Raw genomic sequence first — 17533 nt, forward strand, 5'->3', positions numbered from 1 at the left:
TATGTCCTCCTTGAGCATGATTGATTTCCTTGAGTATAAAGTTCGAACTGCAATTTTGTAAGTATGCACTTTTAGTACAGGTACTTACCAAAAGGTGAGTGTTAAATCACAGAAAATTAAATAAATCGGACATTACATGCCCAAAAGTACATCCTGCGAATGCCCATATGTACGATTTCAAACCACTGCACGGACGTTATAATGACAGTTATTCTTGCTAATAGAGGAAGGTGATTACGTTTGGCAGCATTTTTGTATAAACTTGGAATTTTAGCTGCTCAAAACAGAAAGAAGGTCTTGTCCGGAAGTTTAGCGGTTCTCATCATCGCCGTTTCAGTTGGTCTCGGCATGGGTGTCCATTTAAACGGTGAAATGACCATTCCTGGCACAAAATCCGAGGAAGCGATGAAAGTATTAAAAGAAGAATTTTCGCAAGGAGAAGGTACTGAAGGCGGGACGATTCAAGTGATTTTCAAGGCTCCTGACGGTCAAACGCTGGAATCGGAATCAACGCAAAAAATGATCGCCAAGACGCTTAAGTCCATATCTAAAGACTCAGAGATTGCATCGATCGTAAGCCCATACGAGGCAGGTACAATCAGTTATAAAAAAGAGATTGGATATGCGGTAATCACGTACAAATCAGAGGCTTTGCAAGTCACGGATGCATCTAAAGAGCTCGTGTTGGAAAGTGTAGAGAAAGCACGTAAAGAGGGCTTACAGGCTGAACTCGGAGGAAGCGTCGAACTCTCCGGACTTGAAATAGGCGGAATCTCCGAGATCATTGGCATTATTGCCGCATTTATGATCCTGGCCATTACATTCACATCCTTGCTCGCAGCCGGGCTGCCTATACTAACAGCCGTAATCGGACTTGGAATAGGCGTCATGTCCGTCATTATTGCTTCTAATTTTATCGAAATGGCGTCGTTCTCTTTAATACTTGCCATCATGCTTGGATTAGCCGTCGGAATTGACTATGGCTTATTCATTATTTCGAGATACAGACAAAATCTTGTGGAAGGTAAAGGTGTTGAGGAGTCCATTGCGCATGCAAATGCTACCGCCGGCAGCGCTGTTATTTTCGCCGGATTGACGGTTATTATAGCACTTGCCGGATTATCCGTAACGGGAATTCCGTTCATCACGGTAATGGGCGTAGCGGGAGCATTCACGGTACTTGTGGCCGTAATAATTTCCGTCCTCGTCGTTCCTGCGCTTCTTGGATTTGCGGGTGAACGGATTCGTCCGAAGTCGAAAACGGCTTCCATTCAGGATCCCCCTAAAGTCATCGAACAATCGAATCGGTGGGGACGAACGATAACGAAGTATCCATTACCTATCGCACTTGCAGGCATTTTGCTGTTAGGAGCCATAAGTCTGCCTGCACTGCATTTGCAAACGGGCCTTCCGGATAAAGGTTCAAAATCAATCGAAACAACGGAACGCCGCGGTTATGATTTGATAGCGGAAGGGTTTGGGCCTGGTATGAACGGACCGCTCGCTATTATTCTTAAAGCAGAGTCAATAGATGACGCACAAGAGACATTTGCTAAGGTAGGGAAGAATCTAAGCGAGCTGCCGAATGTGGCAATGGCAACTCCGCCGGTCTCGAACGCAACGGGCAAAGTAGCCATGGTAACGATCATCCCTGGAACCGATCCGAAAAGTGAGAAAACAACCGAATTGGTTCATTCGATCCGCGATAAGGCGGCCACAATTAAGCAACAGGATCAAGTTGAGGTTATGGTTACGGGTGCAACGGCTGTGAATATCGATATATCTGAGAAATTAAATGAGGCTTTGCCTAGATTTGCAGTTCTGATTGTGGGACTGGCTTTGATTCTACTTATGATGGTATTCCGGTCCGTCTTAGTTCCGATCAAAGCCGTGCTAGGTTATCTCCTTACGCTTACGGCAACACTCGGATTCGTGGTTTTTGTCGTTCAGGACGGTAACCTGGCCAAGTTTTTCGATATTCCTGCAGCCGGCCCTGTATTAAACTTCTTGCCCATTCTGACTGCAGGCATACTATTCGGCTTGGCCATGGATTATGAAGTGTTTCTGGTCAGTCGCATGCGCGAAGAATTTAACCATTCGGGAAATGCGAAAAATGCCGTACTCTCCGGGCTTAAAAATAGCGGCAGCGTTGTAACGGCCGCTGGTCTCATCATGATTGCCGTGTTCGCAAGTTTTATCTTCGTCGAAGATGTCATGATTAAATCAATGGGCTTGGCATTAGCTTTCGGCATATTGTTCGATGCATTTATCGTAAGGCTGACGATCGTGCCAGCGGTCATGACCCTTATGGGACGCTCGGCATGGTATCTGCCGAAATGGCTTGGACGCATATTACCAAATATCGATGTTGAAGGCGAGTCCATTGAGAAAGAACCGAAGAGCAAAAAAGAAATCGCCTCGTGAGCTCAAAACTAAAATCCGTTTTACATTTTGCCCGATCGTACGTAAGAGTCTCTGCCCTTAAGTACGATTTTTTCATGTTTACTAGGGCCTGTATGCAAACTGTGACCCTATAATTTGGGTAATTAATAAGTATGATGAGACGATATGAAATACGNTAGCAAGCTCATTCAAGGCTTTTTTAACGCTGGCATCAATTATGGTCTGGCTCGCTTAGGTTTGCATACACGCCCTAAAAGGTATAATAGAAAATACAATTGAAAATTGTAATTGTTGTTATAATAGGTGAACGAAAGGGGAGAACTCATGGAAACGGGGAACGAGTTCAAGCGGTGGTCGCCAAAAAATCGAGATAACAACTTACCCGATGCCATGTTTAATGCCAGAGTCCCGAGCATGACTTGGGTTTTTTTCGTTTATTTCATATCCATGATTGTACAGGTTCTGCACGATCCGTCGATTATTTCTTTGACCTTCTTTTCGGGATTGATGCTGCTCCACGCCTCATTAATTTGGCACTTCTCATCTCTAACTGAAAAACATCCTTGGATCTATTTCATGATTCAAGGTCTCATAATTCTGGGATGTTCGCTTATCATGGATCAGGCAACTTTCATGCTATTGCTCGGGATGTATCCCGTGTTAACTGGCCAAAGCGTCGGGGTCTACTTTCAAAGAATCAAAATGGTCATGCTGTCCGTTTTCTACTATGTGTTATTCCTATCGACTTTCTTCATTATGGGACAATTTGAATTGTTGATTTTAATGTCGATTTTGTACGTAATGATGACCGTCATTTTCGTTTCTTTTGCGGATTTATTTTTAAAGCAAGTTCATGCTCGGAAATGCACACAAACTTTTCTTGAAGATCTAGAGCGTGCACATCGCAAGGTTGAGGAATTGACATTGGCTAATGAACGTCAAAGAATGGCCAGGGATTTGCATGATACGCTGGCACAAGGTCTGGCTGGTATCATCATGCAGCTGGATGCGGTCGACGCACATTTGACGAAAGGCAATTCTAAACGGGCTCAAGAAATCGTCCAGCATTCCATGATTCATGCAAAGAAAACGTTATCGGGAGCAAGATTGGCCATTGATAATCTTCGTTCAAAAACGTTCGCGACGGTCGATTTCTCAGATGCCATTCGAGACGAAATAGAGAGGTTCCAGAATGCGACCGGCATTCAAGTATTTCTTGATATGAGCATAAATGGGAGCATCCCCAAGTTGATGATGGAGCATGGACTTTATATTATAGGCGAATGTTTAACCAACGTAGCCCGTCATGCTGAAGCCAGTCATGTCTGGATGTACATCCGCATAGAGGCCGAGATTATGAATCTTGAAATAAAAGATGATGGGAAAGGCATGACTTCGAATCAAAAGGGCTCCATGTCTGGGCATTACGGACTAATCGGTATAAAGGAGCGAGTACGCATCTTGGGAGGATCGTTTATTATAACCAACAACATCCCTCGCGGAACTTTAATTAAAATTGATACATCTGATGAGAAGGGAGAGAGCTCTGATGGCATATAACGTGCTTATCGCCGATGATCATCTTGTGGTAAGGGAAGGGCTAAAATTCATTATTGAGACGAATGATAATTTCCATGTTCTCGGAGAAGCGGAAAACGGTGAGGAGGCCCTGAGATTATTGGAGTCGCTAACCCCAGACGTCATTCTTATGGACTTAAATATGCCTAAAATGAGCGGATTAGAGACCATGGAGGAATTAAATAAAAGGAACATCGACATCCCTGTCGTTATATTGACGACATATAATGAAGATGAACTGATGATAAGCGGACTGGAATTGGGGGCCAAAGGATATCTCTTGAAAGATACCGGCAGAGATCATTTATTCCGCACGATAGAGTCCGCGGTTCGCGGCGACACGTTGCTGCAGCCTGAAATTATGGCAAGAGTATTCGCTGCAAGGAACAAACGCGAAGAGGCACTTGCTTCGTCTTCAGATCAAACGGTGCTCTCCGAGAAAGAGCGAATCGTTCTACGGGCCATTGCGCTCGGTTATCGAAGCAAAGAAATAGCCGGCGATATGGGGATATCCGAGCGTACGGTCAAAGCTCATTTGACGAACATTTATAACAAACTTGGAGTGAACTCCAGGTCCCAAGCAGTCGCTGTTGCAGTCGAACGGGCTATCGTTCAGTTATAGGATGATGGCGGACCTCATGAACAAACCACAAGGCACAGAATTCCCATGATTGTATGCCCATAAACAAGGTTGCTTGCCACGCTAATGCGGATTGCCATAAATTCATAGCCCCGTATTTCGATACTAACATTATTGCATATTATGATATAATAATTTGCACTGACTGTAATTAGAATGAACTCTCGCGGGTACATAAACACTAGATCGCTCTCTAGATCACGGCTAGAATTATGCAAGGCACAACATAGGAGAACGTATCGGTATCATACTTTTTAACTAAAAGGAGTTCTTGTGTAATGGTCGATTTCTTTATGAATTTCAATCCCATTATCCAAGCATTACTAGCCACCTTGTTTACTTGGGGCATGACGGCGTTAGGGGCGGCTCTTGTGTTTGTGACAAGAACTTTAAATCAGCGCCTGCTGGATAGTATGTTGGGTTTTGCTGGTGGTGTCATGATTGCGGCGAGTTACTGGTCCTTACTGGCACCAGCTATCGAAATGTCGGAAGGCAATGCGATCGGGAACTGGTTTCCCGCAGCCTTCGGATTTTTATTAGGTGGGGTCTTTATATGGGGTATCGATAAGGTATTGCCTCATCTTCATCCCAATTCTCCGATTGGTGGAGCGGAAGGATACAATCCAAAAGCAAGAAAACGGAGTACGCTGCTGGTACTTGCCATTACCCTCCACAACATTCCTGAAGGACTAGCGGTCGGGATTGCGTTTGGTGCACTGGCCAATGGAGGAACCGAAGCTTCGCTGGTGGGCGCTCTGACGCTGGCTTTGGGGATCGGCATTCAGAATTTCCCGGAAGGCGTAGCAGTTTCCATGCCACTGCGAGGAGACGGAATGTCTCAGCGAAAAAGTTTCTTCTATGGACAGTTCTCGGGGATGGTTGAACCGATTGCCGCTGTTATCGGCGCAGTAGCCGTCGCCTTTATAGAACCCATGCTGCCTTACGCATTGAGTTTTGCGGCCGGTGCCATGATCTTCGTTGTTGCCGAAGAGGTAATTCCGAGCTCGCAAGAGAAAGGCAACAAGGATTTGGCTTCGATGAGCCTGATGTTTGGTTTCGTATTGATGATGATTCTCGATGTGGCGTTGGGATAAAGAGCAGAACAGCCAGCCGGATGCGGACTGGCTGTTCTTTTGTCATTCAGATCCGCTGACTAGGAACAAGGATATACATATGCATACGTGCGAATGAGAGTATATTTCCTGCCCAGTCATACTGGACTCAGGTCGAGGTCTCTAATTCATCCGCGGGTCCAATGTTCATTTTCCTAAGGAATGCTATACTATTTCTGGACTTCAAAGATTTGGCATTAAGGAGATCGTTAAAAAGGACCGTGGAGGGAATGAGAGACTCGATATGAAGAAAAAAACAGGTGTATGGATTGTGGTGGCCGGTGTAGTGCTACTGCTGCTTATGATGAATCCGTGGAACATTTTTTCGGATGTTCAATTCGGATTCTCATGGGAATCGAAGAAAATTAATGAAGAGAAAACATGGGCAGCGAATGATGTCCAGGCGTTGAAGGTAGACACTGGAAGCAGTAATATTGCCATCATTAAAGGAAACTCAGATGATATTAAGGTCCGCTTAGACGGAAAAGTAAGCAAGACGAATGCAGATCAGGTGAGATTGAAGGCTGAAGCAACCGGCGATACGCTGGTGGTCGGAATTGATATGCCTGAGGGAATTCAGTTTGGAATTCGTATTACGGATCTCGAGTTAACGGTGGAGCTGCCGGAAAAGCAATGGAAGGATGCAGAGATCAGGAGTGGAAGCGGCAATATTGAAATCGATGGTTTACGCGGTGATACGGTTTCAGTAAAGTTGTCCAGTGGCAATATGGATATACAGGATGTGAAAGCTGGATCACTGACAGCGCATACCAGCAGTGGACGGATCAAAGTCGCAGATATGGAAGCTGAATCATTGAAGTTAACATCAGGGTCCGGCAATATATCGGCAGAACGTTATCATGCCACTACGCTGAGCTTTCAAAATGGAAGCGGCAATGTTGAACTAAAGGACGGGGAGTCGGCAGTCCAAGGAAAGACAGGTTCGGGAAACATTCGTTTGGAAGCTGAGCGCTTGATTTATGATACCGATCTGCAGGTTGGTAGCGGGAATGTGACCATTGATTTAGAGCAAGAGCCAACTTCCCTGAAGGTTGATTATCAGGGAAGCTCTGGCGGGGGGAAAATCCAGTGGGACGGAATACAATATGAGTTAAAGAACGAAGACAGAAACAAACTGAAGGGAACGTTCGGAAGCGGCGAAGCGGTGCTGAAGGTTCGCACAGGCTCCGGGAACTTCAGATTGGAATAAATGTAATGGTGAATAATTACCTGAGATGACAAGAAGACACCCCGGCTTGGGGTGTCTTCTTGTCATGTATGAATGATGAAAAGAGGGGGGAGCTGAAATCCATCGCAGCCGCTGCACTCATATCGTGATATCTTTATTCATTAGCAAGATGTTGCTTTAGGCTAATTCCTGGGATTAACGAACAAGGGATTGCTGAATCAGTTTTGCATAGATCGCTGCAGCTTCCTTACGCAGAAGTTTGTCGGACGGCCGGTAATCTGCGGCCCCGTTCGCATCAATTGTTACATCAGGGCCATGCAAGCCGGCACCGACCATAAATTGAACGGCTTCATCCGCCCAGACAGCCGGTTGCGAGCTCAATTTTGCCGGAACCGCTTCTGCTCCTAGCATATTGTGTGCTGCCCGCCATATGATGGCCGCAGCTTCTTGGCGCGTGATCGGCCGATCTGGCTCGAAGTTTTGGGACGCCGTGCCGGTGACAGCGCCCATATCCACCACGTTCTGCACATAACCAGCGAGTGGGTGCCTTTGCAAATCGTTGAACGAGCTTATATTCGAATTTGGCTTGATGCCAGCCAGACGGCTGATCACACTGACAAACTCTGCCCGCGTGATCGGTTCATCCGGTCGGAAATTGGATGACTCTTGATCTCCGAAAGCCTTGAGGGACGAGACGAAGTAAATTTCCTTGGCATATGGATTCTCTTCGGTAACGTCATTGTATGGGGCGGGTTTCGCCAGCTTCTCAGACATGCTATCCATCGCTGTATAATACATATAAGCTACTTCACCTGTATCATCCTGCTTGAATGCAGCCGGAGTACCCTTTTCATCAACGAAGAGCAGAGGACCCACTGGCGTGAGCTTATGTTCACCCTGAGCATCCAAGACTGATAACCCATCTGGAATAGCCTTGACTTGTGTCGTTATTATTGGTGTCCTCAAACTTCTATAGAACCCTTCAAAGTTATTGAGCTGTTCCTGACTGAGAGAAAAGTTGTTCTGCTGTACCTGCTTCTGCGGATAGAAATGGTTCATGAAAGCGGTGAAAAAGCCTTCACGGATCGGAATGCTAGCATCGCTGTTTACAACGATCATACCTCCAACGTTCTGGTCGGGGAGCAGCCACAGCCAGGAATGGTAGCCGTTCAAGTCGCCACCCTTGCCAATGACGGTCTGACCGTTGTGGCTGCTGTGCAAAAATGACTCGAAGCCATACGACATCAAGGGAATGCCGGCTGCATCAACATGAGTCTGATGCATTAAGTGCATGGTTTCTTCCTTGAGGATGCGGGAGGACCCGAATTGGTCTTTATTTAAGTGAGCTCTAATGAAATTGGCCATATCGGTGCCCGTGGCGAACATGCCGCCCTCAGGCGCGATTGTAGGCATGTTGGGATATGGTCTGATCGGTTCACGATTGATATTGTAGCCTGTAGCCAGATTCGAGATGATTTTCTTATCCATCCGAAATGCAGCTTGCTTCATATTTAATGGGGAGAAAATATGTGTATTTACATATTCCTCAAAAGGCAGTCCCGATACCCTCTCGACAATATAGCCCTGCATGGAAGAGGCGAGGTTATCATACCGGTAAACTTCACCTGGTGAGCGGACCACAGTCGGTGCGTTGACCCGAAGGAAGTCGGCTAGCGGTATCTCGTCGTTCTGTAGGAGCTGCGGGGGCACGAGGTTGCTGTCTGTATAATCAAACCCGGTGGTATGAGTTAATAAATGCTCTACGGTGACCGGCTTGCCGGTATTATTAACGATTTTGATATCGGGCATATATGCGGTAATATCCTGCTTCAGATCAATTCTTCCCTCTTCGACCAGCTGCATGATCGCCGTAGCAGTGATCGACTTGGATATCGAGGCCATGCGGAACAAGGTTCGATCAGGATCTATCTTTTTCTTTGTTTCCAGGTCGCCATAGCCGTAGCCGGTATTAAGCAGTACCTTGTCGTCTTTTACAATTACGACCAGCGCACCAGCCAGCATGTCTGAAACCTCGGGCTTGGCAAAATAGGCATCGGTGAATGCCTTGACTTCTTTGGCGCTCAGTAGCGGTGTTCCCGTGTGCTGTATTACGGTTTGCCCCGTGGCGGGTTTTGCCGTATCAGCATACATATCGGCGGGATGAGCCAGCAGGCTGGCGGACAGCACAGAGGCTGCCAGGATACAGATGGTTCTTGACTTGCTTTGTTTATTTGACTTCATGCGTTCCTCTCCTTCTCAATCGCAAATGGTTTCCATTTCATGGTAGACGATGGAGGGAGAGGGAAGAACGGACCGCAGAAGGAGATTTACACAGGTCTCCAGCGGGAATGGAGGACTCGACTTAAGTCCAGGTAAGTTAGAACTTTCTCGTGGAGCCAACCACTTGTTTGTTATACTATAAATGATGCAATTATATTTCATGCCAATAATCATTAATGACATTAATTATAAAACAGGAACAGGAGGATGATCAAACTGAACAATCTATACATAAAGGAAACCGGAAACAACGAGGCAGAGAGACTGATTGTATTTTTGCATGGCGGTGGAGTGAGCGGCTGGATGTGGAACCATCAAATCTCGTATTTTAAGGACGATTATTGTCTGATTCCCGATTTGCCCGGTCATGGGCGCAGTCCAGGCACCCCGCCTTTTTCCATAAGCCGCACAGCGGAGGTCATCAACGAGATGATATCGGCAAAGGCAGACGGAAGAGAAATCGTGGTGTTCGGCTTTTCGCTGGGGGCACAGATTCTAGTGGAGATGATAACTCAACAACCGCGTCTTATCAATTACGCAATTATAAATAGTGCATTGTTAAGACCGATGCCGTCAGCGTACAGATGGATCGAGCCTTCAGTTCGCATGACTTATCCGCTCATACGTTACCGATGGTTCTCCGGGCTGCAGGCCAAGACGCTGTATGTGGATGAAACCCATTTTGAACAATACTATGCTGAATCTCTGCAAATGTCCCGGGAGATGCTAGTTTCGGTACTCCAGGAGAATATGTCCTATGCCGTCTCACCGGCAATTCAAGAAACAACGACGAAACTACTGATTACGGTAGGAGAGAAGGAGAGAGGCAGTCTCAAGAAATCAGCGGAGGATTTAGAGAAGCTGTGCGTTCATGCCGACAGAATTGTCTTTCCCGGTATCGGACATGGCATACCGCTCGCCGATCCGGGGCTATTTAACCGGGTAGTCGATCACTGGCTGGTCACGGGTACCGTTCCGGAGGATATCACTCAAGGATAGAGACTCGCTTATTCTCTACATAACTCATCATACGAAGGACTGGGCTGGAGAGTTTATCCTTTGGGGCAGGGCTCTCATCGCATCCCGAAAAATAGCTGTAGACATTGCCCTTACGGCAAGATGTATAGTGGTCTTGAACAAAGGTCGTTACCAGAAAAGAGGTGAATCAGTGCTGTCGATTGGAGAGTTCTCCAAAATATGCGAAGTGTCCACCAAAACGCTTCGTTATTATGATGAAATCGGATTAATCCATCCGGATCAGATCAACCCGGACAATGGCTACAGGTATTATTCCATCCATCAATTGAAGAAAATGCTTTATATCAACCGATTGAAATCATATCATTTTTCACTCGAAGAAATTAAAGAAATTATTAACGGGGAGATCCATCCATCCGAAGAGAAGCTTCGCTATGCACTCCATCGCAAACGTAGGGAAATTCAACAGAAGCTGACGAGGTATGAAGATACGCTGGTACAGATGAATCAGGATATCTTGAACCTGGAGCAGGGGATACATGTGATGGCGTATTTAGATGAGATCGAAGTGCAGCTTGTTGAAACAGAGTCTATGAATATTCTCTACGAGCGCCAATTGATGAGCAGGGAAGAATATGTACAGGGATACGGAAGATACTACAGCAAGCTATATGAACAGATAGCCAGGGAGAATCTGACTTTGGCAGGTACGCCCATGACGATTTACCATAGCGAGGAATTCAATCCTGCAGGAAATGATACGGAGTTTGCTCTTCCGGTAAAGGAAGCAGTCAAGGGTACAAGAGAATTATGCGGCGGTCTCTGTGCGAGGTCTGTCTTGAAGGGCTCCTATTCGAACCTGACATCGGTATATGCCAAACTACGGGAGTGGATCGAACAAGAGGAATATGTGCTGACACAATCCCCGTATGAGGTATATGTCACGGACCCCTATCAAACATCTACAACCAATGAACTGGTTACCGAGGTGTACTTTCCTGTGGCGAAGAAGTAGCAGAATGGTTGATTCAACCTATTAGTTTTTAATAAACGAATCTGTGAGGTATTTTCAATGAAAAGAACCTACTGGCCAACGACAGCTTGGCAAAGCCAAGACCCAGCAGCCTCGCGAATGAATGCAGACAAGCTTGCGGAGCTGGAAGTAATAATTCAATCAGAATACCCTGATATCAATGGCATGGTCATTGTTAGAAATGGCTCTATCGCGTTTGAACAATATGCAAATGGATATGGTCCGAAGGATACGCACCATATGGCATCGGTTACGAAAAGTGTTCTATCCGCTCTCATTGGCATCGCCATCCATTCAGGCTATATTCAACATGCAGATCAGAAGGTGCTGGACTTTTTCCCCGAATATGGACAAGAGGCTGCAGACCGACAAATACGAGATATCACGATACGCCATCTTCTCACAATGACGGCACCTTATCCATTTGAGGACTGGCACGAGCCGCTCGACAAGCTGTGCATGCAATCCGACTGGGTGAAGTATACACTGGATATGCTGGGAGAAGGAGGAAGGGTAGGGGCATTTAAATATTCTACCGCCGGGGCTCATCTTCTATCGGCTATCATCTCCCGCAGTACCGGACAAAGTGCCCGCGAGTTCGCAAACGAACACTTGTTCAAACCGATTGGCATGAATGAAATTCCGGATTATGACATGGGCTCATTCGGATTTGATGAGTTATTCGGAAAAGACGTCAGGGGATGGGTCAAAGACCCGGCCGGTCATTCTACTGGTGGGTGGGGACTTACATTGAGTCCTCAGGATATGGCTCGTTTTGGATTTCTATATCTGAACCGCGGCATATGGGACAGTCAGCCGATACTTTCGGAGCAGTGGATAGACCAATCAACGGCGATGAACGCCAACCATTATGGCTATCTGTGGTGGTTGCGCGAAGAAGACGGCCTATCAACATACTCGGCCATAGGTGATGGAGGCAATATCATCTGCTGTATTCCGGAAAAAGATATGGTCGTTGCGATTGCATCCGCTTTTTCCGTCAATCCAAAGGATCGGTGGAGCTTGATCAAAGAACATGTTATCCCGGCTATCGTTGACTAGCATAGGATATCAATAATGCTTCAGGTATCAAAACCGGATAACGAAGGTAAGGTGTCACTATAGAATTCTATCTATATAGAAGAAGCCGTCAAGCTGAACTGCATCTCCAACTGTTAGAGAGTGTCTAACAAATGGGGTGCAGTTTAAGCTAGCGGCTTTTTTCTTGTAACTAGTATTGTATGCAGATAGGAAAGATATACATGGCTCCTCCTTATCATTCTGATTATACGCGCATGTTCATACAATATAGGGACAAGCGAAAACGACGGTAAGCAGGGGGAGATCAACCTTGGTGAAGCTGCATCAAATTCATGTGACGGGAATGACATGTACAGCTTGTGCAGCCCGAATCGAAAAAGTTCTTCGAAAATTGGAAGGCATTCAGTCCGTTCGTGTCAGTCTCGCCTTGTCACAAGCGACCATACATTATGAACCGAAGCAGATTGGATTGAAGTCAATCCTGGAGAAAATCGAAAAACTTGGCTATGGCGCGCATGATCGGCTGTCTGATCCCAAGGAAGGGAACAAGGCGGAAATAGAGGCATACCGCATGAGGTTTATCAGTGCTGCTTGTTTATCAGTCCCGCTCATCTGGGCGATGATGGCGCATATCCCCCTCTGGCCTGCACATTGGACGCCGAGTTTGTTCATGGAGCCGGTCTTCCAATGGGTGCTCGCTACTGTGCTTCAGTTTGGTGTAGGTTATCCTTTCTATTACGGTGCTTACCAGGCACTAATCCATCGTACGGCAAATATGGATACCCTTGTTGCGTTAAGCACCTCTGCAGCTTATTTTTACAGCCACTTCGTTATGTTCGAATCGAGACATAGCCTAACTCATCCCACGTTATATTTTGATACAATCGCGATGGCGATGACGGCAGTTTTACTAGGCAAGTGGCTTGAGACGATGGCCAAAGGCCGAGCACTGAAACAGCTTAGTTCCTTATATGCCCTTCAGGTTAAGCGGGTTCGAATCGCACGTAACCAAGGGGAAGAGTGGATTACAGCAGATCAGGTGCAGATTGGGGACCGTATTCGAGTGAAGCAAGGCGAATGGATCTCCGTGGATGGTTACGTACAGTCGGGGATGGCGGATGCCGATGAATCCATGCTAACAGGGGAAAGCACAACGGTGGCCAAGGCAAGAGAGGATCGCGTATATGCAGGTACTAGATGTCTGGTAGGCAGCTTGGACATTGTAGCGGATAAGAATCATGCTGGCACCCGTTTATCTCAAATGATCGGGCTGATCGAGACTGCGCAGCAGGGTAAACCGGCCATCCAGCGAACCGTTGACCGAATAGCGGCATATTTTGTACCTTTGATGATTGGTTGTGCTGTGCTCACTTATGCTGGGTGGCTATGGTTCTCCCAGGCTTCGGATGCTCCTGAAACGGCCATGCGCCATGCACTGTCTGTTCTGCTGATCGCCTGTCCCTGTGCTCTTGGCTTGGCTACGCCGGTATCCATTCTGATCGCTACGGGTTCGTCAGCCCAAAGAGGTGTTCTCTTTAAAGACGGCGGCTCTCTGGAAAAATTACGGCGAACCAATATCATCCTCTTGGATAAGACAGGCACGTTGACAGAAGGCTCTCCCCAGGTCACGGCCATTCATCCAGCCGACGGCAGTCATAAGGCTTATATGCTATCCATATCGGCTGCGCTAGCTTCCCAGTCGGCTCATCCGCTCGCACAAGCCATTGTACGAGCCGCCCGCGACAAACAATCCATCTATTCGGAAGCACAGAATTTTCTGGAGACGGCAGGCAGAGGGATGGAGGGTTATGTAGCCGGAAAACGCGTTGTTGTAGGAAACCGGAGATGGCTGCTGGAGCAAGACATACATTTTAAGGATCAGCCAGACCAACCCGGCTATACGAGGCTCTATATCGCCGTGAACGATAAGTTTATCGGTACGCTGGTACTGATTGACGAACTTAAGGAAGACGCAAGGAAGGTTGTACAGGCATTACAGCGCCGAGCCGAGGTATGGATGGTAACTGGGGATGAGGAGCCGGCAGCTGCTGCCGTAGCTATCCATGCAGGGATTGACCAGGTCAAGGTGCGTGCGGGCATGCTTCCTGAGGACAAACTGACATTGATTCGTGAGCTTCAGCAGCAAGGGCGATCTGTCGCCATGGTTGGCGATGGCATCAACGATGCAGCTGCGCTTGCGGCGGCAGATGTGGGTATGGCAATGGGTGGTGGTACGGATGCTGCTAAACAAGCCGGAGACATTGTGCTGATCGGAAACAGACTGAGCCATATTATCGATGCCTATACCTGGAGCCGCCAAACGATGCGGAATGTTCATCAGAATCTGCTCTTTGCCCTGCTGTATAATACGGTTACCGTGCCACTCGCAGCTTGCGGTTATTTAGACCCGCGAATTGCTTGCATGGGCATGGCGGCAAGCTCTGTACTCGTTGTTGCAAATGCGCTTAGGCTTCAGGTCAGCTTGAAGAGAACGATTAAGATGGGCTTAACCAGCTGAATGGTTGAAATCCAGAAAGCGTGACGCTACGATCACGATCATGGAGAAATCTTAAGATTCTCAATTCCTATCAATTCTGTTAGAATATCTCATATAAAGGAAATGAGATTGGTTGTGAGAAAGGAAAGCCAAACCATGCTAGCGGCAGGTCCTTATTGGTATGAAGCTTACCTTGCGGTATGTTACATTCATTGTCGGTATTGATCTTCAACTTGAGATGGTTTGATTCGTTGGCAAGGAGCGAATTATCTATGAATGAAGCATTAATGGAAAGATTACAGAAATTCCTGTCAAGGGAGGATCGGGCCTCACTAGTAGGATGTCCGGCAACCCAAGAGGAAATCTCACATGCAGAGCAGTTGCTGAATGTAAGTTTTCATGAGGACTATTTACGTTTTATAAGAATGTTCGGCGGAGCATATGCGGGTCTTCCGATACACGCATTCTCTAATGGTTCCAGTATCGGAAATGAAACGATCGTTGATTTAACGCTGGATTTCCGTGAGCAATGTAAGGAGCTTCCTTTTGGAGAAGAATTACGAGTCAGTTATGTCATTTCAATCGACGGTTCTGGCGATCCGATTATTATCGATCAGACGGGAAAGGTGTTCATCTGCTATCACGACACAGGAGAGGTCAAATTTTTGGCAGATTCCTTTGAGGCGCTCATCGAGGACAATTTTTATGAATGGTAAGTCATTCTTAAGTTGTTGATTGATACAGCGGTCTACAACGGAATCAACAAGGTCGAACGAGAAGAATACGCAAAGCAATCTCCCTTGGCGAAGGGAACTATACATACCGAGCGAAGAAAACATATTGATAGTGGTTAACTTACCTGCTTCCCAAGACTGGTTTTTTATATATTTAAGTTTAAGAGGCATATCCGCCCCCGTTTTTCACATAAAATGTACAAGCTTTGTATTCGGATGCGGGGGTTGAATGCGGTTGAATGTGAATTTGTTAATTAGTTACGTTATATTAGGAGTAACTTTGGCCGCCCCCATTGGGCCGGTCAACTCAGCCAGACTGGATAAAGGGATCAAGAACGGCTTTTGGCATGCATGGATCGTAGGAACAGGCTCGATGCTGGCGGATGCTATTTTTATGCTGCTGATCTATTTGGGGCTTGTCCAATTTCTCAACATACCGATCGTGCAAATTTTTCTGTGGCTGTTCGGGGGATTTGTCTTAATATACAGCGGCATTGAAAGTGTTATGAAATTGAATACACTGGATGTTCGTTCGGCAGCAAGTAAAAAGGATTCCATGCTGAGTTGTTTTTTACTCGGATTTTTCATGTCGATTACAAGCCCGTTATCCATTCTTTTCTGGCTCGGGATTTACGGTTCAATTCTTGCTAAAACTGCTTCTACATTCGGCACGAACCACTTGCTCATATATAGCAGCATGATTTTTTTGGGTCTCTTCCTTTGGGACTTGTGCGTGGCCGGTTTAACGACAGGTCTGCGTCGATTCTTGAACGAGAAGATGCTGAGGGCTATTTCTGTAATTTCGGGAGTATCTCTCATTGGTTTCGGCGTCTATTTTGGCATTGAAGGCATTCTGGCACTGATTGGCTGAGCGAATGATTATCCGCCTATTTATATCCAATAGGTATGGGACAAGGTGACAAGGAAACGGGTTAAACATACACTGATTTTACGTTCAATAGGCAGACGCATACATTTCTCTTTGAGAGGACGGAGACTATTTGTTGAGAGCTATTGTAATTCCTGAGCGTTACGAATCCATTTTGGATAAGAAGGAAACGGCGGCGGCCATTCAGAATATGAAATCATTTTTCCAGACCCGGTTGGGGCAGGAGCTCCAATTAACCAAAGTATCGGCTCCGGTATTGGTCCGAGAAGGTACCGGCATTAATGATAACTTGAACGGCACGGAGCGGACCGTATCATTTGATGTTATGGATATGAAGGAAGCGCGTGTCGAGATTGTCCAATCCCTGGCGAAGTGGAAGAGAGCAGCCCTTGCCCAATACGGCTTCTCAAGAGGAGAAGGGTTATACACCGACATGAAAGCGATCAGACGTGATGAGGTAATGGACAATTTGCACTCCATATATGTAGATCAATGGGATTGGGAAAAGATTATCTCTGAACCTATGCGGAATATGAGCACCTTGCAAACTGAAGTGAAACGAATTTATGATGTGCTGAAGTCTACAGAAAAGTATATGTGTGAATTCCATTCGAGCCTGGAACCGATTCTCCCGGAACGAATTCACTTTATAACGGCACAGGAGCTGGAAGATCGATATCCTGCGCTGTCTCCCAAAGAGAGAGAGCAGGAAATAACCAGGGAATATGGCGCCGTGTTTATCATGCAGATTGGTGGAGTGCTAAATTCAGGGCGAGTTCATGATGGACGCTCGCCGGATTATGATGATTGGTCGCTGAATGGAGATATCGTACTGTGGTATCCGGTTTTGAATTGTGCAGTAGAGATATCTTCAATGGGCATCCGGGTAGATGCACAAACGCTGCGCCAGCAGCTCTCAGTTAGCGGCAATCAGGAACGATTAAGCCTGGACTTCCACCAAGCCGTCCTTTCGGGCGAACTACCGGCTACCATTGGGGGAGGTATTGGTCAATCCAGACTGTGTATGTTCTTTCTGAAAAAAGCGCATATCGGTGAAGTACAGGTCTCTGTTTGGAATGATAAAACAATTAAAGAATGCCAAGAAGGCAATATTCCGCTTCTGTAGGCATAGAAAGAAAGGATATCTCGCTGTGAGATA

Annotated in this window: 13 protein-coding genes; 12 read left to right on the top strand and 1 reads right to left on the bottom strand. The window is 46.5% G+C overall.

Annotation, left to right across the window (positions count from 1 at the left end):
• Positions 1–240: 240 nt before the first annotated feature.
• The 5 genes from AM231_RS08230 to AM231_RS08250 all read left to right on the top strand — a co-directional run bounded on the left by AM231_RS08230 (position 241) and on the right by AM231_RS08250 (position 6943).
• A complete protein-coding gene (locus AM231_RS08230) occupies positions 241–2424 on the top strand; it encodes an MMPL family transporter (protein ID WP_054402199.1) in 2184 nt (727 codons plus the stop codon).
• Between the two features lie 594 nt (positions 2425–3018).
• Positions 3019–3963: a sensor histidine kinase gene (locus AM231_RS08235; protein ID WP_165593379.1), complete on the top strand. Its 945-nt coding sequence runs from the start codon at positions 3019–3021 to the stop codon at positions 3961–3963.
• On the top strand, positions 3953–4603 hold the full coding sequence (locus AM231_RS08240) for a response regulator (RefSeq protein ID WP_054402201.1): 651 nt from the start codon (positions 3953–3955) through the stop codon (positions 4601–4603). Before AM231_RS08235 ends, AM231_RS08240 begins: the two co-directional genes overlap by 11 nt.
• Before the next feature lie 296 nt (positions 4604–4899).
• A complete protein-coding gene (locus AM231_RS08245; RefSeq protein WP_054402202.1) occupies positions 4900–5715 on the top strand; it encodes a ZIP family metal transporter in 816 nt (271 codons plus the stop codon).
• 262 nt (positions 5716–5977) lie between these two features.
• Positions 5978–6943 (top strand): DUF4097 family beta strand repeat-containing protein, encoded by a 966-nt coding sequence (locus AM231_RS08250; protein WP_054402203.1) that lies wholly within the window; start codon positions 5978–5980, stop codon positions 6941–6943.
• Between the two features lie 174 nt (positions 6944–7117).
• Here AM231_RS08250 and AM231_RS08255 read toward each other — a convergent pair whose 3' ends face one another.
• Positions 7118–9163 (bottom strand): serine hydrolase domain-containing protein, encoded by a 2046-nt coding sequence (locus AM231_RS08255; RefSeq protein WP_054402204.1) that lies wholly within the window; start codon positions 9161–9163, stop codon positions 7118–7120.
• Between the two features lie 246 nt (positions 9164–9409).
• Here AM231_RS08255 and AM231_RS08260 point away from each other — a divergent pair, with 246 nt between their 5' ends.
• The 7 genes from AM231_RS08260 to asnA all read left to right on the top strand — a co-directional run bounded on the left by AM231_RS08260 (position 9410) and on the right by asnA (position 17500).
• Positions 9410–10201 carry an alpha/beta fold hydrolase gene (locus tag AM231_RS08260; RefSeq protein WP_054402205.1) on the top strand — a complete coding sequence of 264 codons (792 nt, stop codon included), beginning with the start codon at positions 9410–9412 and terminating at the stop codon, positions 10199–10201.
• A 169-nt stretch (positions 10202–10370) separates the two neighbouring features.
• On the top strand, positions 10371–11195 hold the full coding sequence (locus AM231_RS08265; protein WP_054402206.1) for a MerR family transcriptional regulator: 825 nt from the start codon (positions 10371–10373) through the stop codon (positions 11193–11195).
• Between the two features lie 57 nt (positions 11196–11252).
• Positions 11253–12275: a serine hydrolase domain-containing protein gene (locus AM231_RS08270; protein ID WP_054402207.1), complete on the top strand. Its 1023-nt coding sequence runs from the start codon at positions 11253–11255 to the stop codon at positions 12273–12275.
• Between the two features lie 292 nt (positions 12276–12567).
• Positions 12568–14772, top strand: a complete 2205-nt coding sequence (locus AM231_RS08275) for a heavy metal translocating P-type ATPase (protein WP_054403569.1) — start codon at positions 12568–12570, stop codon at positions 14770–14772.
• Between the two features lie 251 nt (positions 14773–15023).
• Positions 15024–15467 (top strand): SMI1/KNR4 family protein, encoded by a 444-nt coding sequence (locus AM231_RS08280; protein WP_054402208.1) that lies wholly within the window; start codon positions 15024–15026, stop codon positions 15465–15467.
• Between the two features lie 253 nt (positions 15468–15720).
• Entirely contained in the window at positions 15721–16356 is a 636-nt protein-coding gene (locus tag AM231_RS08285) for a LysE family transporter (RefSeq protein WP_054403570.1), read from the top strand.
• 142 nt (positions 16357–16498) lie between these two features.
• Complete coding sequence (gene asnA, locus AM231_RS08290; protein WP_341271617.1) at positions 16499–17500, top strand: aspartate--ammonia ligase; 1002 nt, start codon at positions 16499–16501, stop codon at positions 17498–17500.
• The last annotated feature ends 33 nt before the right edge of the window (positions 17501–17533 follow it).

The sequence above is a fragment of the Paenibacillus solani genome (assembly GCF_001277345.1).
In the GTDB taxonomy this organism is placed as follows: Bacteria; Bacillota; Bacilli; order Paenibacillales; family Paenibacillaceae; genus Paenibacillus_AQ; species Paenibacillus_AQ solani.

Excerpts from the sequence above, each read along its gene's own strand:
- AM231_RS08255 (WP_054402204.1), bottom strand. The coding sequence starts at position 9,163 with ATGAAGTCAAATAAACAAAGCAAGTCAAGAACCATCTGTATCCTGGCA.
- AM231_RS08240 (WP_054402201.1), top strand. The coding sequence starts at position 3,953 with ATGGCATATAACGTGCTTATCGCCGATGATCATCTTGTGGTAAGGGAA.
- AM231_RS08245 (WP_054402202.1), top strand. The coding sequence starts at position 4,900 with ATGGTCGATTTCTTTATGAATTTCAATCCCATTATCCAAGCATTACTA.
- AM231_RS08280 (WP_054402208.1), top strand. The coding sequence starts at position 15,024 with ATGAATGAAGCATTAATGGAAAGATTACAGAAATTCCTGTCAAGGGAG.
- AM231_RS08235 (WP_165593379.1), top strand. The coding sequence starts at position 3,019 with ATGGATCAGGCAACTTTCATGCTATTGCTCGGGATGTATCCCGTGTTA.
- AM231_RS08250 (WP_054402203.1), top strand. The coding sequence starts at position 5,978 with ATGAAGAAAAAAACAGGTGTATGGATTGTGGTGGCCGGTGTAGTGCTA.
- AM231_RS08260 (WP_054402205.1), top strand. The coding sequence starts at position 9,410 with ATGATCAAACTGAACAATCTATACATAAAGGAAACCGGAAACAACGAG.
- AM231_RS08270 (WP_054402207.1), top strand. The coding sequence starts at position 11,253 with ATGAAAAGAACCTACTGGCCAACGACAGCTTGGCAAAGCCAAGACCCA.